Source organism: Streptomyces sp. NPDC032822, assembly GCF_055578825.1.
In genome coordinates this window covers 17,196-33,540 of sequence record NZ_JBVIOL010000001.1, presented here as the reverse complement: position 1 = coordinate 33,540, position 16,345 = coordinate 17,196, and the positions used below count along the sequence as shown (strand labels likewise).

Below are 16,345 nucleotides of genomic sequence, written 5' to 3'. Positions count from 1 at the left end.
GCACACAATTAAATTGCGCACAACTAAATGGCGGACAAGAGCTATCCTGGAGACATGACCCCGACCACGACACCCTCCCCCCAGGAGGACTGGCTCCGCCTCGACGGCCAGATCTGCTTCTCGCTGCACGCCGCCTCGCGCGCGTTCAACGGCGTCTACCGCGTGCTCCTCAAGGACCTCGGGCTGACCTACCCGCAGTACCTGGTGATGCTGGTGCTCTGGGAGCGGGGCGAACTGCCCGTGAAGACCCTCGGCGAACACCTGCGTCTCGACTCCGGCACCCTGTCGCCGCTGCTCAAGCGCCTGGAGGCGGCCGGTCTCGTCCGACGGGAGCGCAGCGCCCGCGACGAACGCTCGGTGGAGGTACGGCTGACCGAGGAGGGCGTCGCGCTGCGCGAGCCCGCCCTCCAGGTGCCCCGCCGGATCTTCCGGGCCACCGGCTTCGACCTCGACGAACTCCGCGATCTGCGCGAACGCCTGGACCAGCTCACGTCGACGCTGGACTCGGCGGCCCTGGAGGACACCCCGGGGTGCCGATAGGCGGGGCGCGGCGGGCGTGAAGCCGTACGACCCCCTCGTTTCCTTCTCGTTCGGCGCCCGCCCGATCCCGCGCGCCAGGTGACCTCTCGTTGACGACGGATGACGTATCAGCGCGTTCACGGCGTGAACGCGGTCACGGCGTGGTGCCCGTGCCGCGCCGCCTGCTTCACTGAGCGCGGGAGTCAACTGACGAGGGGACGGCCGCACATGACCTGGCTGATCACCGGCGGCGCCGGCTACATCGGGGCGCATGTCGTACGGGCGATGACCGAGGCCGGCGAACGGACGGTGGTCTACGACGACCTGTCCACCGGCATCACCGCACGCGTCCCCGAGGACGTGCCGCTGGTGGCGGGCTCGACCCTGGACGGTGAACGCCTGGCCCGCACCCTCGCCGACCACGAGGTCACCGGTGTGGTCCACCTGGCGGCGAAGAAGCAGGTCGGCGAGTCGGTGGAACTGCCGCTGCACTACTACCGGGAGAACGTCGAAGGACTGCGCGTCCTCCTGGAGGCCGTGTCGGAGGCGGGCGTCCCGTCCTTCGTGTTCTCCTCCTCGGCCGCGGTGTACGGCACTCCGGCCACCGCCCACGCCGACGACCTGGTCACGGAGGAGACGCCCTGCGTACCCCTGTCGCCGTACGGCGAGACGAAGCTGGCCGGCGAGTGGCTGGTCCGGGCGACGGGCCGGGCGACGGGCCTGGCCACGGCAGCGCTGCGCTACTTCAACGTGGCGGGCGCGGCCCGCCCCGAACTCGCGGACACGGGCGTCCACAACCTCGTCCCCATGGTCTTCGAGAAACTCACGGAGCACGCGCCCCCGCGCATCTTCGGCGACGACTACGCGACACCGGACGGGACCTGCGTACGCGACTACATCCACGTCGTCGACGTCGCCGAGGCCCATGTCACCGCCGCCCGCGCCCTCCACGCCTCCCCCGGCCGTTCCCTCACCCTCAACATCGGCCGCGGGGAGGGGGTTTCGGTCCGCGAGATGATCGACCGCATCAACACCCTCACCGGCTACGACCGGCCCCCGGCCGTCGCTCCCCGCCGCCCCGGCGACCCGGCGAGCGTCGTCGCCTCCGCCGACCGAGCCGCCACCGAACTGGGCTGGAGGGCCAAGCACGACATCCAGGACATGATCACATCCGCGTGGGAGGGCTGGATCCGGCTCCACCCGGAGGCAGCCCACGGCTGAGCCGGGGCCCCTCCCATATCCCGCATCCCGCATCCGGCATCCGGCATCCCGTACTGACCGAACTGGCCCGTCGGCGGCCGGAGGACGCGCCCGCGCACGTCGCCCGGGCGCGTCGGCTACACGTTGTTCAGGTACGCCAGCACGGCCAGGACCCGGCGGTGTCCGCTGTCGCTCGGCGGCAGGCCCAGCTTCAGGAAGACGTTCCCGATGTGCTTGTGGATCGCTCGTTCGGTGACGACGAGGGTCCTGGCGATGGTGGCGTTGTCGTGTCCCTCGGCCATCAACTTCAGTACCTCCCGCTCGCGCGAGGTGAGCGAGTCGAGCGGGGTGTCCCCGCGCCGGGTCAGCAACTCGGTCACCACCTCCGGGTCGAGCGCCGTGCCGCCGGCCGCGACCCGCTCCAGCGCGTCGAGGAACTCATCCACCCGGCCGACGCGGTCCTTGAGCAGGTAGCCGACCCCGCTGCTCCCGCCGGCCAGCAGTTCGGCGGCGTACGACTCCTCGACGTACTGCGACAGCACCAGCACCGGCAGCCCGGGGATCTCCTCACGCGCGGCGAGTGCGGCCCGCAGCCCCTCGTCGCGGAAGCCGGGCGGCATCCGCACATCGAGCACCGCCACGTCCGGCCGGTGCTCAAGGAGCGCGGGCAGCACCTCGGGCCCGGTGCCGACCACGGCCGCCACCTCATGCCCGGCGGACGCCAGCAACAGCACAAGGCCCTCGCGGAGCAGGGCGTTGTCCTCGGCGATCACGACTCTCATAGCGCCCCATACTCCTCCGGGGCGTACGGGGCGCGGCTATCGGCCCCGCCGCGTCACAGCGCCTTGAGCCCTTCGGCCGTCGCCCGCGCCAGTGCCCCCAGGTACCCCTTCGGGAGTTTCGGGCTGCGGATCACCACCGAGCGCCAGTACAGCGGCCCCGAGATCAGGTCCAGGGCCAGGTCCTCGTCGAGCCCCGCACGGACCTCGCCACGCTGCCGCGCGGCCACGACGATCTTGCTGGCGACGCTGTCCTGCCCCTCCCGCAGGGCCTTCTGCACGGCCTCGGCGATCTCGGGGTTGCGGGCCGCCTCGGCCTGGAGGTCGGGGATGATCTGCGAGGCCACGGGGTGGCGCAGCGCGCGCGAGGTCACCTCGTACAGCAGCCGCAGGTCGCTCTCCAGGGAGCCGGTGTCGGGGGCCGGCAGGCCCTGGACCGCGAGGGCGGAGACCACGTCGAGGACGAGGTGCTGCTTGGAGCGCCAGCGCCGGTACACCGCGGTCTTGCCGACGCCCGCGCGGCGCGCGATCCCCTCGATGGACATCCGCGCGTAGCCGACGGCCGCGAGCTCCTCGAAGACGGCCGCCCGGATGGCTTCCGTCACATCCTCGCGGAGCACGGCGGCTCCCGCGGGGGCCCGGCGGCGCGGACGGGTCTGCGGCTCGTCGGCGTTCGTCGTCATACGGACCAGCATAGGGCGTGACGACGAAACGGTTGCGTTCCGACGCCAACTCGGCCTACTCTCACGTTGCGACGATACGGTGCCGTCCCGACGTAAGAGAACGTGAAGAGAAGCGTAAGGAAACGCCGGGCAACGGACACACCGGCCGCGTCGGCACCACGCGTCACCCCACCCCCGAGTGAAAGCAGCGGATGTGAGCCAGGTCCTCCACACACCGCCCCCGCCGACGGCGACCACCCCCGCCCCCGCCGACGACGACCTCGCGGCCCTCGCCGCCCGCCACGGCCTCTCGGTCAGCGGTGCCCGCCCCACCCTGCGCGAGTACGTGAGCCAGCTGTGGGCGCGGCGCCACTTCATCACCGCGTTCTCCACCGCCAAGCTCACCGCCCAGTACAGCCAGGCGAAACTGGGCCAGGTCTGGCAGGTGATGAACCCGCTGCTGAACGCGGCGGTGTACTTCTTCATCTTCGGAGTGCTGCTCGGCACCAAGAAGGGTGTGCCGGACTACATCCCGTTCCTGGTCACGGGCGTGTTCATCTGGACGTTCACGCAGAGCTCGATCCTCGCGGGCACGCGGGCCATCTCCGGCAACCTCGGGCTCGTCCGGGCGCTGCACTTCCCGCGCGCCGCGCTGCCGATCTCCTTCTGCCTCCAGCAGCTCCAGCAGCTGATGTTCTCGATGGCCGCCCTGGTCGTGATCCTGCTCTGCTTCGGCGTGCCCGTCTCGGCGTCCTGGCTCCTGGCGATCCCGGCGCTGGTGCTGCAGTTCACCTTCAACGCCGGCGTCTCGATGATCATGGCCCGGCTCGGCGCCAAGACCCCGGACATCGCCCAGCTGATGCCGTTCGTCCTGCGTACGTGGATGTACATCTCGGGCGTGATGTGGAGCATCGACCACCTGCTCCAAAAGCACAACGACCTGCCGTCCTGGGTCGGGCCCGCCCTCCAGGCCAACCCGGCGGCCGTCTACATCGACCTGATGCGCTTCGCGCTGATCGACAGCTTCCACTCCAGTCAGCTGCCGTCCCACGTGTGGCTGATCGCGACCGGCTGGGCCCTGCTCGCCGGTGTCGGAGGCTTCATCTACTTCTGGAAGGCTGAGGAGACGTACGGCCGTGGCTGACATCACCCCCCGCACCACCGACGAGCTGACCCCCGCCCACGAGCTGACCCCTGCCGACGCGCTGATCCCCACCGTCGTCGTCGACGGCGTCGACATCGTCTACCGGGTCAACGGCACCGGCGCCGGCCGGGGTTCCGCGACCGCCGCCCTCAACCGCATGATGCGGCGCAAGAACGCCGAGAAGGCGTCGGGCGTCCGCACGGTGCACGCCGTCAAGAACGTGTCCTTCGTCGCGTACCGCGGCGAGGCCATCGGACTGATCGGCACCAACGGCTCCGGCAAGTCGACCCTCCTCAAGGCCGTCGCCGGACTGCTCCCCGTGGAGAACGGCCGGATCCACACGGACGGCCAGCCCTCCCTGCTCGGGGTGAACGCGGCCCTGATGAGCGACCTCACCGGTGAGCGCAACGTCTACCTCGGCGGCCTCGCCATGGGCATGTCCCGCGAACAGGTCAAGGAGCGCTACCAGGAGATCGTCGACTTCTCGGGCATCAACGAGAAGGGCGACTTCATCACCCTCCCCATGCGGACGTACTCCTCCGGCATGGCCGCCCGGCTGCGGTTCTCCATCGCCGCCGCCAAGGACCACGACGTCCTGCTCATCGACGAGGCCCTCGCCACGGGCGACCGTTCCTTCCAGAAGCGGTCCGAGGCCCGGATCCGCGAGCTGCGCAAGCACGCGGGCACGGTGTTCCTGGTCAGCCACAGCAACAAGTCGATCCGCGACACCTGCGACCGCGTGCTGTGGCTGGAGCGCGGCGAACTCCGCATGGACGGGCCGACGGAGGAGGTGCTGGAGGCGTACGAGGCGTTCACCGGCGGCCCGGACAAGGCGAAGGCCAAGCCGAAGCCCAAGGCCGCGGTCTCCCCCTGAGACCCTGCCCTCGTGCGGCCCTCCCCTCGTAGAGCCCTGGCGCCATGAGGCCCTGCTGCCGTGAGGGCTCTGCCGTTACGAGGCTCTGCTGTCGTGAGGCTCTGCTGTCATGAGAAGAAAAGGGGGCCGCCCCGAGCTGTTGCAGCTCGGGGCGGCCCCTGTCGTTGTCCTGCGACCACCCGGCCGACTGACCGCTTACCGCTCGGCCGCCTACGAATGCGTCCGCAGCAGCGTCCGCATCGTCCGCATCGCCACCGACAGGTTGGCGAGGTCGAACGAGTCCGAGCCCTGGATCTCGTCCAGGGTGATGCGGGCCCGTCCGAGGATCGCCGCGTTCTTCTCCTCCCACGCCTTGAAGCGCTGCTCGGGAGTCGAGGTGCCGTTGCCCACCGCCAGCACGTCGGCCGTGAGCGCCGCGTGGGCCGCGTAGAGGTCCTCGCGAATGGAGGCGCGGGCCATGGACTGCCAGCGGTCGGCGCGGGGCAGCTCGATGATGCGGTCCATGAGCTGGGTGATGTGGAGACGGTCGGCGAGGTCGTAGTAGACCTCGGCGACGGCCATCGGGTCCCGGTCCATCCGGTCGGCCACCGAGACGATGTCGAGCGAGGGGAAGGCGGAGGAGAACCCGGCCACCCGCGTGGCGGCCTCGTCCGGCACCCCGACATCGGTCAGCTCGTCGTAGATCTTCTGGTACCACTCCAGGTCGGCGCCCCGCAGCAGCTTCGGGATCTGCGACCAGACCTGCTCGACGCGGTCGCCGAAGAAGTCGACGGTCTCGGCGAGCTGCAGCGGCTGCGGCCGGTTGTTGAGCAGCCAGCGCGTGCCGCGCTCGACCAGCCGGCGCGAGTGCAGCCGGATACGGGTCTGGACGGCGGCCTCGACCGTGTTGTCGAGGGCCTCCACCGCGTCCCACACCACACCGGAGCGGAAGATCGCCCGGGCCGCGGTCTGCGCCCGCACGATCTCCTCCAGCGAGGCGCCGGTCTCTTCGCGCAGCCGGTGCAGATAGGTCGTACCGCCCGTGTTGACCGTGTCGTTGACCAGCACGGTCGTGGTGATCTCGCGGCGCAGCGGGTGGTTGTCGATGTGCTCGGGGAACCGCTCGCGCAGCGTGCTCGGGAAGTACGCGTGCAGCAGGGTGCGCAGATACGGGTCGTCCGGCAGCGAGGTGTGCACCAGCTCCTCGGCGACCGTGATCTTCGTGTACGCCAGCAGCACGGCCGTCTCCGGGCCGCTCAGACCCTGCCCGGTGTTCAGCCGCTCGCGGATCTGGCGGTCGGCGGGCAGGAACTCCAGCGCCCGGTTCAGCAGCCCCTCGCGCACCAGGTGGCGCATGTACCGCTGCTGGGCGTGGAGCATGTCCTTGGACTGGGCGAGCGCGTTGGCGATGGCCGTGTTCTGCGCGTAGTTGTTGCGCAGGACGAGATGGCCGATCTCGTCGGTCATCTCGGCGAGCAGCTTGTTGCGCTGCTTGACGGTCATGTCGCCCTCGCCGACCAGGCCGTTGAGGAGGATCTTGAGGTTCACCTCGTGGTCGGAGGTGTCCACGCCCGCGCTGTTGTCGATGGCGTCCGTGTTGATCTTGCCGCCCTGGAGCGCGAACTCGATCCGGCCGAGCTGGGTCAGGCCCAGGTTGCCGCCCTCGCCGACGACCTTGACCCGCAGGTCGGCGCCGTCGACACGGATCGGGTCGTTGGCCTTGTCGCCGACGTCCGCGTGCGTCTCGGTGCTCGCCTTCACGTACGTCCCGATGCCGCCGTTCCACAGCAGGTCCACCGGCGACTTGAGGATCGCCTTCATCAGGTCGGCCGGCGTCATCTTGGAGACCTTCTCCTCGATGCCGAGGGCCTCCCGGATGTGCGCGTTGACCGGGATCGACTTCGCGGTGCGGGGGAACACGCCGCCGCCCGAGGAGATCAGCCCGGTGTCGTAGTCGGCCCAGCTGGAGCGCGGCAGTTCGAAGACACGGCGGCGCTCGGCGTAGGAGGTGGCCGCGTCGGGCTTCGGGTCGATGAAGATGTGCCGGTGGTCGAAGGCGGCGACCACGCGGATGTGCTCGGAGAGCAGCATGCCGTTGCCGAACACGTCACCGGACATGTCGCCGATGCCGACGACCGTGAAGTCCTCGGACTGTGTGTCGACGCCGAGCTCCCGGAAGTGCCGCTTGACGGACTCCCAGGCACCCCGGGCGGTGATGCCCATGCCCTTGTGGTCGTAGCCGGCCGAGCCGCCGGAGGCGAAGGCGTCCCCGAGCCAGAAGTTGTACTGCTCGGCGACCCCGTTGGCGATGTCCGAGAAGGTCGCGGTGCCCTTGTCGGCGGCGACGACGAGATAGGTGTCGTCCTCGTCGTGCCGGACGACGTCGGCGGGCGGGACCACTTCACCGGCGACCATGTTGTCGGTGATGTCGAGCAGCGCCGAGATGAAGGTCTTGTAGCTGGCGATGCCCTCCGCCAGCCACGCGTCCCGGTCCACACTCGGATCCGGCAGCTGCTTGGCGACGAAGCCGCCCTTGGCGCCCACCGGCACGATGACGGTGTTCTTCACCATCTGCGCCTTGACCAGGCCGAGGATCTCGGTGCGGAAGTCCTCACGCCGGTCGGACCAGCGCAGTCCGCCGCGCGCGACCTTCCCGAACCTGAGGTGCACGCCCTCCACCCGCGGCGAGTACACCCAGATCTCGAACGCCGGTCGGGGCGCCGGGAGATCGGGGATGGCCTGCGGGTCGAACTTCATGGAGACGTACTCGTGCGGCCTGCCGCCGGCCGCCTCCTGGAAGAAGTTGGTCCGCAGGGTCGCCTTGATGACGGTGAGGAAGGAGCGCAGGATCCGGTCCTCGTCGAGGCTGGCCACCTGGTCGAGCGCGGCGTCCACCTCTTCGAGCAGCGCGTCCACGATCTCGTGCCCCGCCCGCTGCCGGTCCGGCGACATCCGCGCCTCGAACAGCGAGACCAGCAGCCGGGTGGTGTGGACGTTGTCGCGGAGGGTGTCCTCCATGTAGTCCTGGCTGAACGTCGAGCCCGCCTGCCGCAGGTACTTGGCGTAGGCGCGCAGTACCACCGCCTGCCGCCAGTTCAGACCGGCGCTCAGCACGAGGGCGTTGAACCCGTCGTTCTCGGCCTGGCCCGTCCAGGTCGCGGCGAAGGCCTCCTGGAAACGCTCACGGCCGTCGTCGCCGAGGTAGTCGCCGGCGCCGTTCTGCGAGCGGGGCATCCGCAGCCCGAAGTCGTAGATCCAGGCCACACTCCGGTCCGAGCAGCGCAGTTCGTACGGCCGCTCGTCCATCACCTCGACGCCGAGCCGGCCCAGGACCGGCAGCACGGCCGACAGGGTGATGGAGTCGCCCTTGCGGTAGATCTTGAACCGGCGCTCCTCGGGGGCGGCGCCCACGGGCTCGTACAGGCTGAGCGCGAAGCCCTGCTCCTCGGTGAGCTTTTCGAGGTGCGCGAGGTCGGCGACCGCGGCGCGCGGGCTGTGGTCGGCCTTGTAGCCCTCGGGGATGGCGTTGCCGTAGCGGCGCAGCAGTTCGGCGGCGCGCTCCTCGCCGAACTCGGCGTTCAGCGCCTCCCCGAACCCGTCGGCCCACGACCGCGCGGCCTCCACCAGCCGGGCCTCGATGCGGTCCTTGTCGCCGTCGGACAGCTGCTCCAGTTCGGTGCCCTGCGGGACCCGGACGACGAAGTGCAGCCGGGAGAGGATCGACTCGGTGTTCCAGGCGGTGAAGTCGACGCTGGTACCGCCGAGTTCCTCCTTGAGGATGTCGATGATCCGCAGCCGTACGCCGGTCGTGTACCGGTCGCGGGGCAGGTAGACGAGGGCGGAGTAGTAGCGGCCGTACTCGTCCTGGCGCAGGTAGAGCCGGAGCCGGCGCCGCTCCTGGAGGTAGAGCACGGACGTGACGATGGACTGGAGTTCGTCGGGCGGGGTCTGGAAGAGTTCGTCGCGCGGGTAGGTCTCCAGGATCTGGAGCAGATCGCGCCCGTCGTGGCTGTTGGGCGAGAACCCGGCCCGCTCCAGCACCTCCTCGACCTTGCGCCGGATGACCGGCACCCGCCGCACGGACTCCGTGTAGGCGGCCGAGGAGAACAGCCCGAGGAACCGCCGCTCCCCGATGACGTTGCCGTCCGCGTCGAACTTCTTCACACCGACGTAGTCGAGATACGACGGCCGGTGCACGGTGGAGCGGCTGTTCGCCTTGGTCAGCACCAGCAGCTTGTGCTCACGCGCCTTGGCCCGGGCGTCGGCCGGAAGCCGCTCGAAGGACGGGCTGACGGGGTGGCTGTCGACGTCGGTGTGGTGCGGGTCGGACCGCAGGATGCCGAGGCCGGTCCCGGGGACGGCGACCAGCGAGTCGTCCTCCCGGAGCTGGTACTCCCGGTATCCGAGGAAGGTGAAGTGGTCGGCGGCCAACCAGCGCAGCAGCTCCCGGGCCTCCTCGATCTCCTGCTCGCGCAGATCGGAGGCGACCGGCTCCTTGGGCAGTTCGTCGGCCATGCACAGGGCCGCGTCCCGCATCTTCTCCCAGTCCTCGACGGCCTCGCGGGCGTCGGACAGGACCCGCAGGAGGTCGGCGGTGATCTGCTTCAGGTCGCCGCGGTCGGTCTCACGGTCGATCTCGACATGGATCCAGGACTCGATGTGCCCGTCGTGCGGCAGTTCGCCGGCGACGGGCGAGGTGAGCACCTCGATGAGGCGTCCGGTGACATCACGCCTGACCACGACCTGCGGGTGGATCACGACGTGGATCCCGCGGCCCTGCCGGGTGAGTTCGTTGGTCACCGAGTCGACGAGGAAGGGCATGTCGTCGGTGACGACCTCGACGACCGAGTGGCTGCACATCCACCCGTTCTCTTCGACGGTGGGTGTGTGGACCCTGACGTTGGCCGTGCCCTGCGGGCGGGTCTCGGCCAGCCGGTAGTGCGAGAGTGCGGCGCCGAAGATGTCGACCGGGTCGCGGTCGGCGAGGTCCTCCGGGGCGGTGTGCAGGTAGTAGCGCTGGAGGAACGCGAGCACGGTGTCCCGGTCGGGTGTGCCCTCGTCCGTCTTCCCGGTCGGTAGGTGCCCCCCGACCGGGCTGTTCTCAGCTACCCGGGCGGCCCTCTGGAGCAGCTCGGCCTTGGCTTCGTCCAGCTTGGTCTGCATTTTCCTCTGGCTCCTGTCGCGCGCCGTTGCGTGACGTAGGTGGAAGTACGGTCTCTTCCCCTGTGACGTGACGCCGCGACGCGGGGTGTCCGGTCTGTTCCGACGCTATGCCGCAGGGTGAGATGAGCGGGGGGTTATCAGCCATTCTCGACACGCCTCCGGAGTGTGACGCTGCTCTCTGCCGCGTGTGCTTCCGGGGTGTGTACGGCGTCCTGTGGGGCTCTTGCGTCCCTGTCCCGCCCGCGAGGACCAGCGACTGCCGCCCGGTCACGGATGTGGTCCGTGTTCTCCGGGCGCGGGGCAGGGGCGGCGATGCCCCCGCGAGCTATCGCGCTGATCACGCCACCAGGCTATCGCTCCCCACAGGGGGCCCGTCATGAGCCGTATGTGTACAAAACCGGGGGGAGAAGTTTGACGTTCTGCACAGAGGCGCGGGACGCCTTCGCGTGCGTGTGCGGCTTCGCCCCTCGCCGCCGCGTCACGCCGCCAGCCGCTCCGCCTCCACGACGGCCTCCTCCAACGTGTCCACCACCGGCACGCCCACCACCTCCAGGCTCGCCCGCCCATGCGACCCGCCGGTGTACAGGACGGCCCGCGCTCCCACGTGCAGCGCCGCCACCGCGTCGTCGGCGGCGTCCCCGATCACCACCGTACGAGCCGGGTCCACCCCGACCAGCGCCCCGAGATGCCGCACCATGTGCTCCGCCTTGCTTCCCCCGGACGGCCCGACCCGCCCGTCCACCCGCAGGAAGTGCGCCTCGATCCCGAACCCCCGCACCAACGGCACCAGTTCGTCATGGACGTACATGCTGAGTATCGACTGGCTCCGCCCGGCCGACCCCCAGCCGGCCAGCAGCTCCGCCGCCCCCGCGGTCAGCGCGCATCTCACCCGGTGCTGGGCGTAGTAGCGGTGGAAGGTCTCGTCCATGACCTCCCACTCGGCGTCGGTGGGCAGCCGCCCCATCAGCCGCTCGTAGAACTTCGGCACCGGCACGCAGTACAGCGCCCGGTACTGCTCCATCGTGATCGGCGCCAGCCCCAGCTCCACGAACGCCGCGTTCGTCGCTCCGATGATCGCGTCATTGTCGTGGAACAGCGTCCCGTTCCAGTCCCAGACGATGTGCGCGCCTGTCTGATTCCCCATGCCGAAAAACGTACCCGCCCGCACTGACAATCAAGAGACCGCAGGGGTGAGAGCGGGATCACGCGGGCGCGAGCGGGGCCACGCGGGCGGGAGTGACACCACGGCGACGGCCGTGACGGCCCAGGCGGGCTCGGCCTACCGCGCCGGCCCCACCAGGCTCGGGATCTCCTGCGTGGCGAACCACAGCAGTTCATGGTCCTCGGCCCCGTCCACGACGAACTGCGCGTCGTCGTCCCCGCCGTCCGCCGCCGCGAGCGCCCCGGCCGCCGCGGTCACGTCCGCCTCCGCGTCCCCGGCATCGACGTGCACGGCCGCCGTCTTCGCCAGCGGTACGGTCCCGGCGACCCACACCTCCCCGAGCGCCGCGGGGTCCAGCGCGCGGTCGGGATCGGAGACCGCCGCGCCGTCGGGCACGTCCACGGCGACCACGACCCGGCGCCGCACCGCCGCGGCGTCGGCCGCCAGCAACCGCAGCGAGGCCAGCGCGGCCCGGTTCAGCGCGGCGTACTCCAGCTCCTCGATGTCCTCGGACAGGTACCACTCGCGCAGGGCCGGCGTGACCGCGTACGCGACGAGCGGCCCACTCCCCAGCTCTCCCGTCCTGTACGCCTCGGCGAGCCCGGGAAGGGTCAGGGGGACGTAGACACGCATGGCTCGCCGCTCTCTCGTGGTCGGAGGCTTCTCAGGGTCCCTCCGCGAGGAGCGCTCGGCACCTCCGGAAGGCCTTCAGGATACGTGCGCGGGTCCCCTTTCGAGTCCCCGCCCACCCCCCTGGAGGCGTCCACCCGACGCCCCGGAATTCACCCGGTGCACCCCCGTCACCACGGGCTTTCCACCACCCCCGACCACTCTGATAGGTGAACATCCCGGCCGCCCCGGCGAGGGGCCCCGCCCGTTTGCCGCCGTGGTCCGCCACCCCGTACAAGATCACCAACCACGAAGTTACCGCCCGGTATCAACCCGGGCCGATCGAGCGGGGACACCATGAACAAGGTCATGACGAGGGCAGGCCACCACCCCGGCGCCCGCCCGCCGGGCCGCCGCGACCCGCGCCGCCCCGGTGGCACACCGCCCCGCACCCCCGGCGGCGGCACGCCTCGCACGACCGCGCCCGACGGCCGCCCGCCGGGCTCACCGGCCGGCGGCGAGGCCCGCACCCGCACCGGCCCGCCCGACAACCGCCCCCGCACCACGCCGGGCACCCCGGCCTCCCCGGGCACCCGTTCACTCACCCTCACCGCCGCGCCACGCACCGGCACCGGCATCCGCGCCTCGGCCGGGTCCACCACCGCAGGGCCCAGCACCGCGGAACGGCCCGTCACGGCCCCTCGCAGGCCCGACGGGCCCCACTCCGCCGTCGCGGCCCCCACCACCCCCGTCGTCCCCGCCCAGACCCCCCGCAGGCCCGTCCCCCAGCCCCGCCCGACCGACGTCTTCGCCGACCGTCTCCTCGCCGTACTGAGCGGCCACCGCCCCGTCCACTGGATGCTCCGGCACACCGCGGGCCGCGCCTACGACGAACTGGCCTGGCTCGCCGAACGCGGCGCCCTGCGCGCCACCCGCGGCACCCTTCCCGTCGTCCGCGACATCGGCTACTTCGTCCCCCGCCCCGGAGCCATCGAGGCCTTCGCCCGGATCGGTGCGGGCGACCAGCTGCGCGCCATGGCCTTCCGTCTGGAACAGGGCCACGACCTGCGCTGGCGCTGCACGGCGGTGGAACTGGGCGGCCCCCGCAGGCCACACACGGACGACGACTGACACCGGCCCCGACCCGGGGAGGGCCCCGGGCTCCACCGGCATGCCGAAGGGCCGGCCACCCTCAGGTGACCGGCCCTTTCGTCGACTACGGCGCCCCAGGCGACCGCGACATCACTTCTTGCGGCGACGCCCGCCACGCGACTGCTTGCGCCGCTCCGCGCGCGTGAGGCCGTCGGACTCGGAGCGCACCGGCTCGTCGTCGTCGGCGAACTCGCCCTCGATGACACCGCCTTCGCCGTCCACCGTCGGCGCGGAGAAGTGCAGCTCCCGGCGCTGCGGGACGTCGAGCCCCTTGGCGCGGATCTCGGGGCGCGCGCCCGCCTGAGCCGGCACCGCGTCCTTCTTGTCGAGCGAGGGCTTGGAGTCCTCGACCGGGACCTCCTCGACCTGCTGCTCGACCTGGACCTCCAGGTTGAACAGGTAGCCGACGGACTCCTCCTTGATGCCCTCCATCATGGCGGTGAACATGTCGAAGCCCTCGCGCTGGTACTCGACCAGCGGGTCCTTCTGGGCCATCGCGCGCAGGCCGATGCCCTCCTGGAGGTAGTCCATCTCGTAGAGGTGCTCGCGCCACTTGCGGTCCAGGACCGACAGCACGACCCGGCGCTCCAGCTCGCGCATGATCTCGGAGCCGAGCTGCGCCTCACGCGCCTCGTACTGCTCCTGGACGTCGTCCTTGATGGAATCGCCGATGAACTCGGCGGTCAGACCGGCCCGGTCGCCGGCCGCCTCCTCCAGCTCCTCGACGGTGACCTTCACCGGGTAGAGCTGCTTGAACGCGCCCCACAGCCGGTCGAGGTCCCAGTCCTCCGGGAAGCCCTCGGCGGTCTCCGCGGTGACATACGCGTCGATGGTGTCGTTCGTGAAGTGCTGGATCTGCTCGTGCAGGTCCTCGCCCTCAAGGACGCGGCGGCGCTCGCCGTAGATGACCTCGCGCTGCCGGTTGAGGACCTCGTCGTACTTCAGGACGTTCTTACGGGTCTCGAAGTTCTGCTGCTCGACCTGCGACTGCGCGGACGCGATCGCGCGCGTGACCATCTTGTTCTCGATCGGCACGTCGTCCGGGACGTTCGCCATCGACATGACGCGCTCGACCATCTGGGCCTTGAAAAGCCGCATCAGGTCGTCGCCCAGGGACAGGTAGAAGCGGGACTCGCCCGGGTCGCCCTGACGGCCGGAACGACCGCGCAGCTGGTTGTCGATACGTCGCGACTCGTGCCGCTCGGTGCCGAGGACGTAGAGCCCGCCGAGGTCCTTGACCTCCTCGAACTCCGCCTTGACCGCCTGCTCGGCGTTCTTCAGGGCAGCGGGCAGCGCGTGGGCCCACTCCTCGATGTGCTCCTCGGGGTCGAGGCCGCGCTGGCGCAGCTCCGCCTCGGCGAGGTCGTCGGGGTTGCCGCCGAGCTTGATGTCGGTACCACGGCCGGCCATGTTGGTGGCGACCGTCACAGCGCCCTTGCGGCCGGCCTGGGCGATGATCGGCGCCTCACGGTCGTGCTGCTTCGCGTTCAGCACCTCGTGCTGGACGCCGCGCTTGGAGAGCTGCTGCGAGAGGTACTCGGACTTCTCGACCGACGTCGTGCCGACGAGGATCGGCTGGCCCTTCTCGTGCTTCTCGACGATGTCGTCGACGACCGCCTCGAACTTCGCGACCTCGGTGCGGTAGATGAGGTCGGACTGGTCCTTGCGGACCATCGGGCGGTTGGTCGGGATCGGGACGACGCCGAGCTTGTAGATCTGGTGGAACTCGGCGGCCTCGGTCATCGCCGTACCGGTCATGCCACAGAGGCCGGGCTGCTCCTTGCCACTGTGGTCGTGGCGCTTGTAGAGGCGGAAGAAGTTCTGCAGGGTGATCGTGGCGAGCGTCTGGTTCTCGTCCTTGATGTCCACCCCTTCCTTCGCCTCGATCGCCTGGTGCATGCCCTCGTTGTAGCGGCGGCCGGCGAGGATACGGCCGGTGTGCTCGTCGACGATCATGACCTCGCCGTCGATGACGACGTAGTCCTTGTCCTTCTTGAAGAGTTCCTTCGCCTTGATGCCGTTGTTGAGGTAGCCCACCAGCGGGGTGTTCACCGACTCGTAGAGGTTGTCGATGCCCAGCCAGTCCTCGACCTTGGCGACGCCGGACTCGTGGATGGCGACCGTGCGCTTCTTCTCGTCGACGTCGTAGTCGCCGGTCTCCTCAAGACCCTTGAGGGGGTTGCCGGCCTCGCCCTTCTTCAGGCGGGTGACCAGCTTGGCGAAGTCGCCGTACCACTTGGTGGCCTGGTCGGCCGGGCCGGAGATGATCAGCGGCGTACGGGCCTCGTCCACCAGGATGGAGTCGACCTCGTCGACGATGGCGAAGTTGTGGCCGCGCTGGACGAGCTCGTCCTGGGACCACGCCATGTTGTCGCGCAGGTAGTCGAAGCCGAACTCGTTGTTCGTGCCGTACGTGATGTCGCAGCGGTACTGCTCGCGGCGCTGGGCCGGGGTCATGTTGGCGAGGATGCAGCCGACCTCCAGGCCCAGGAACTTGTGGACGCGGCCCATCATCTCGGAGTCGCGCTCGGCCAGGTAGTCGTTGACCGTGATCAGGTGGACGCCCTGCCCGGAGAGGGCGTTCAGGTAGGCGGGCAGCGTGCCGACCAGGGTCTTGCCCTCGCCGGTCTTCATCTCGGCGACGTAGCCGAGGTGGAGGGCGGCTCCGCCCATCATCTGGACGTCGTAGTGACGCTGTCCGAGGACGCGCTTGGCGGCCTCGCGGACGGTCGCGAATGCCTCGGGAAGCAGGTCGTCCAGGCTCTCACCGTCAGCGTAGCGCTGCTTGTACTCATCGGTGAGGGCCCGCAGCTCGGCGTCGGAGAGGTCGACGAAGTCCTCTTCGATGGAGTTGACCTGGTCCGCGATGCGGTGCAGCTTGCGCAGGATCTTGCCTTCGCCTGCACGCATGATCTTTGAGAGGACGGACACGGGGGTTGGTCTCCTTGCCGGTCGGGCCTGGGACGGTCGGTTTCCGTTTGGCTTGCTGAGCAACGGCCATCGTATGCGAGGACCCCGCCACGCCGGGAGGCCTGCCGGAACGGCAACCGTCGACTGCTTCACATCTCTTCGAAGGGCACAACGGCCGGGCCCCGCCGATGG

11 protein-coding genes are annotated in these 16,345 nt (G+C 70.1%); 5 read left to right on the top strand and 6 right to left on the bottom strand.

Annotation, left to right across the window (positions count from 1 at the left end):
- Positions 1-54 precede the first annotated feature (54 nt).
- Together ACZ5VD_RS00130 and galE are read left to right on the top strand one after the other, a co-directional pair.
- Complete coding sequence (locus ACZ5VD_RS00130; protein ID WP_468552867.1) at positions 55-540, top strand: MarR family winged helix-turn-helix transcriptional regulator; 486 nt, start codon at positions 55-57, stop codon at positions 538-540.
- Between the two features lie 207 nt (positions 541-747).
- Positions 748-1,740, top strand: a complete 993-nt coding sequence (galE, locus tag ACZ5VD_RS00125; RefSeq protein WP_468552866.1) for a UDP-glucose 4-epimerase GalE — start codon at positions 748-750, stop codon at positions 1,738-1,740.
- A gap of 116 nt (positions 1,741-1,856) precedes the next feature.
- On the opposite strand, the gene ACZ5VD_RS00120 is transcribed toward galE, so the two are convergent.
- Together ACZ5VD_RS00120 and ACZ5VD_RS00115 are read right to left on the bottom strand one after the other, a co-directional pair.
- Positions 1,857-2,501 carry a LuxR C-terminal-related transcriptional regulator gene (locus ACZ5VD_RS00120; protein WP_468552865.1) on the bottom strand — a complete coding sequence of 215 codons (645 nt, stop codon included), beginning with the start codon at positions 2,499-2,501 and terminating at the stop codon, positions 1,857-1,859.
- Positions 2,502-2,554: 53 nt separating this feature from the next.
- Positions 2,555-3,181, bottom strand: coding sequence for a TetR/AcrR family transcriptional regulator (locus tag ACZ5VD_RS00115; RefSeq protein ID WP_468552864.1), 627 nt, complete (start codon positions 3,179-3,181; stop codon positions 2,555-2,557).
- A gap of 193 nt (positions 3,182-3,374) precedes the next feature.
- Here ACZ5VD_RS00115 and ACZ5VD_RS00110 point away from each other — a divergent pair, with 193 nt between their 5' ends.
- On the top strand, positions 3,375-4,304 hold the full coding sequence (locus ACZ5VD_RS00110) for an ABC transporter permease (RefSeq protein ID WP_468552863.1): 930 nt from the start codon (positions 3,375-3,377) through the stop codon (positions 4,302-4,304).
- Positions 4,305-4,329: 25 nt separating this feature from the next.
- Complete coding sequence (locus tag ACZ5VD_RS00105; protein WP_468552973.1) at positions 4,330-5,178, top strand: ABC transporter ATP-binding protein; 849 nt, start codon at positions 4,330-4,332, stop codon at positions 5,176-5,178.
- A 210-nt stretch (positions 5,179-5,388) separates the two neighbouring features.
- On the opposite strand, the gene ACZ5VD_RS00100 is transcribed toward ACZ5VD_RS00105, so the two are convergent.
- The 3 genes from ACZ5VD_RS00100 to ACZ5VD_RS00090 all read right to left on the bottom strand — a co-directional run bounded on the left by ACZ5VD_RS00100 (position 5,389) and on the right by ACZ5VD_RS00090 (position 12,115).
- Positions 5,389-10,320, bottom strand: a complete 4,932-nt coding sequence (locus tag ACZ5VD_RS00100; RefSeq protein ID WP_468552862.1) for an NAD-glutamate dehydrogenase — start codon at positions 10,318-10,320, stop codon at positions 5,389-5,391.
- A gap of 478 nt (positions 10,321-10,798) precedes the next feature.
- Positions 10,799-11,464 (bottom strand): HAD family hydrolase, encoded by a 666-nt coding sequence (locus tag ACZ5VD_RS00095; RefSeq protein WP_468552861.1) that lies wholly within the window; start codon positions 11,462-11,464, stop codon positions 10,799-10,801.
- A 135-nt stretch (positions 11,465-11,599) separates the two neighbouring features.
- On the bottom strand, positions 11,600-12,115 hold the full coding sequence (locus ACZ5VD_RS00090) for a DUF6912 family protein (protein ID WP_468679759.1): 516 nt from the start codon (positions 12,113-12,115) through the stop codon (positions 11,600-11,602).
- Between the two features lie 333 nt (positions 12,116-12,448).
- Here ACZ5VD_RS00090 and ACZ5VD_RS00085 point away from each other — a divergent pair, with 333 nt between their 5' ends.
- Positions 12,449-13,222, top strand: a complete 774-nt coding sequence (locus tag ACZ5VD_RS00085; RefSeq protein ID WP_468679757.1) for an Rv3235 family protein — start codon at positions 12,449-12,451, stop codon at positions 13,220-13,222.
- Between the two features lie 111 nt (positions 13,223-13,333).
- Here the strand turns inward: ACZ5VD_RS00085 and secA are convergent, their stop codons facing one another.
- Positions 13,334-16,174 (bottom strand): preprotein translocase subunit SecA, encoded by a 2,841-nt coding sequence (gene secA, locus ACZ5VD_RS00080; protein WP_468679755.1) that lies wholly within the window; start codon positions 16,172-16,174, stop codon positions 13,334-13,336.
- Between the last annotated feature and the right edge of the window lie 171 nt (positions 16,175-16,345).

Coding starts and splice junctions, on each gene's coding strand:
- ACZ5VD_RS00130 (WP_468552867.1), top strand. CDS start 55: ATGACCCCGACCACGACACCCTCCCCCCAGGAGGACTGGCTCCGCCTC.
- galE (WP_468552866.1), top strand. CDS start 748: ATGACCTGGCTGATCACCGGCGGCGCCGGCTACATCGGGGCGCATGTC.
- ACZ5VD_RS00120 (WP_468552865.1), bottom strand. CDS start 2,501: ATGAGAGTCGTGATCGCCGAGGACAACGCCCTGCTCCGCGAGGGCCTT.
- ACZ5VD_RS00115 (WP_468552864.1), bottom strand. CDS start 3,181: ATGACGACGAACGCCGACGAGCCGCAGACCCGTCCGCGCCGCCGGGCC.
- ACZ5VD_RS00100 (WP_468552862.1), bottom strand. CDS start 10,320: ATGCAGACCAAGCTGGACGAAGCCAAGGCCGAGCTGCTCCAGAGGGCC.
- ACZ5VD_RS00095 (WP_468552861.1), bottom strand. CDS start 11,464: ATGGGGAATCAGACAGGCGCGCACATCGTCTGGGACTGGAACGGGACG.
- ACZ5VD_RS00090 (WP_468679759.1), bottom strand. CDS start 12,115: ATGCGTGTCTACGTCCCCCTGACCCTTCCCGGGCTCGCCGAGGCGTAC.
- ACZ5VD_RS00085 (WP_468679757.1), top strand. CDS start 12,449: ATGAACAAGGTCATGACGAGGGCAGGCCACCACCCCGGCGCCCGCCCG.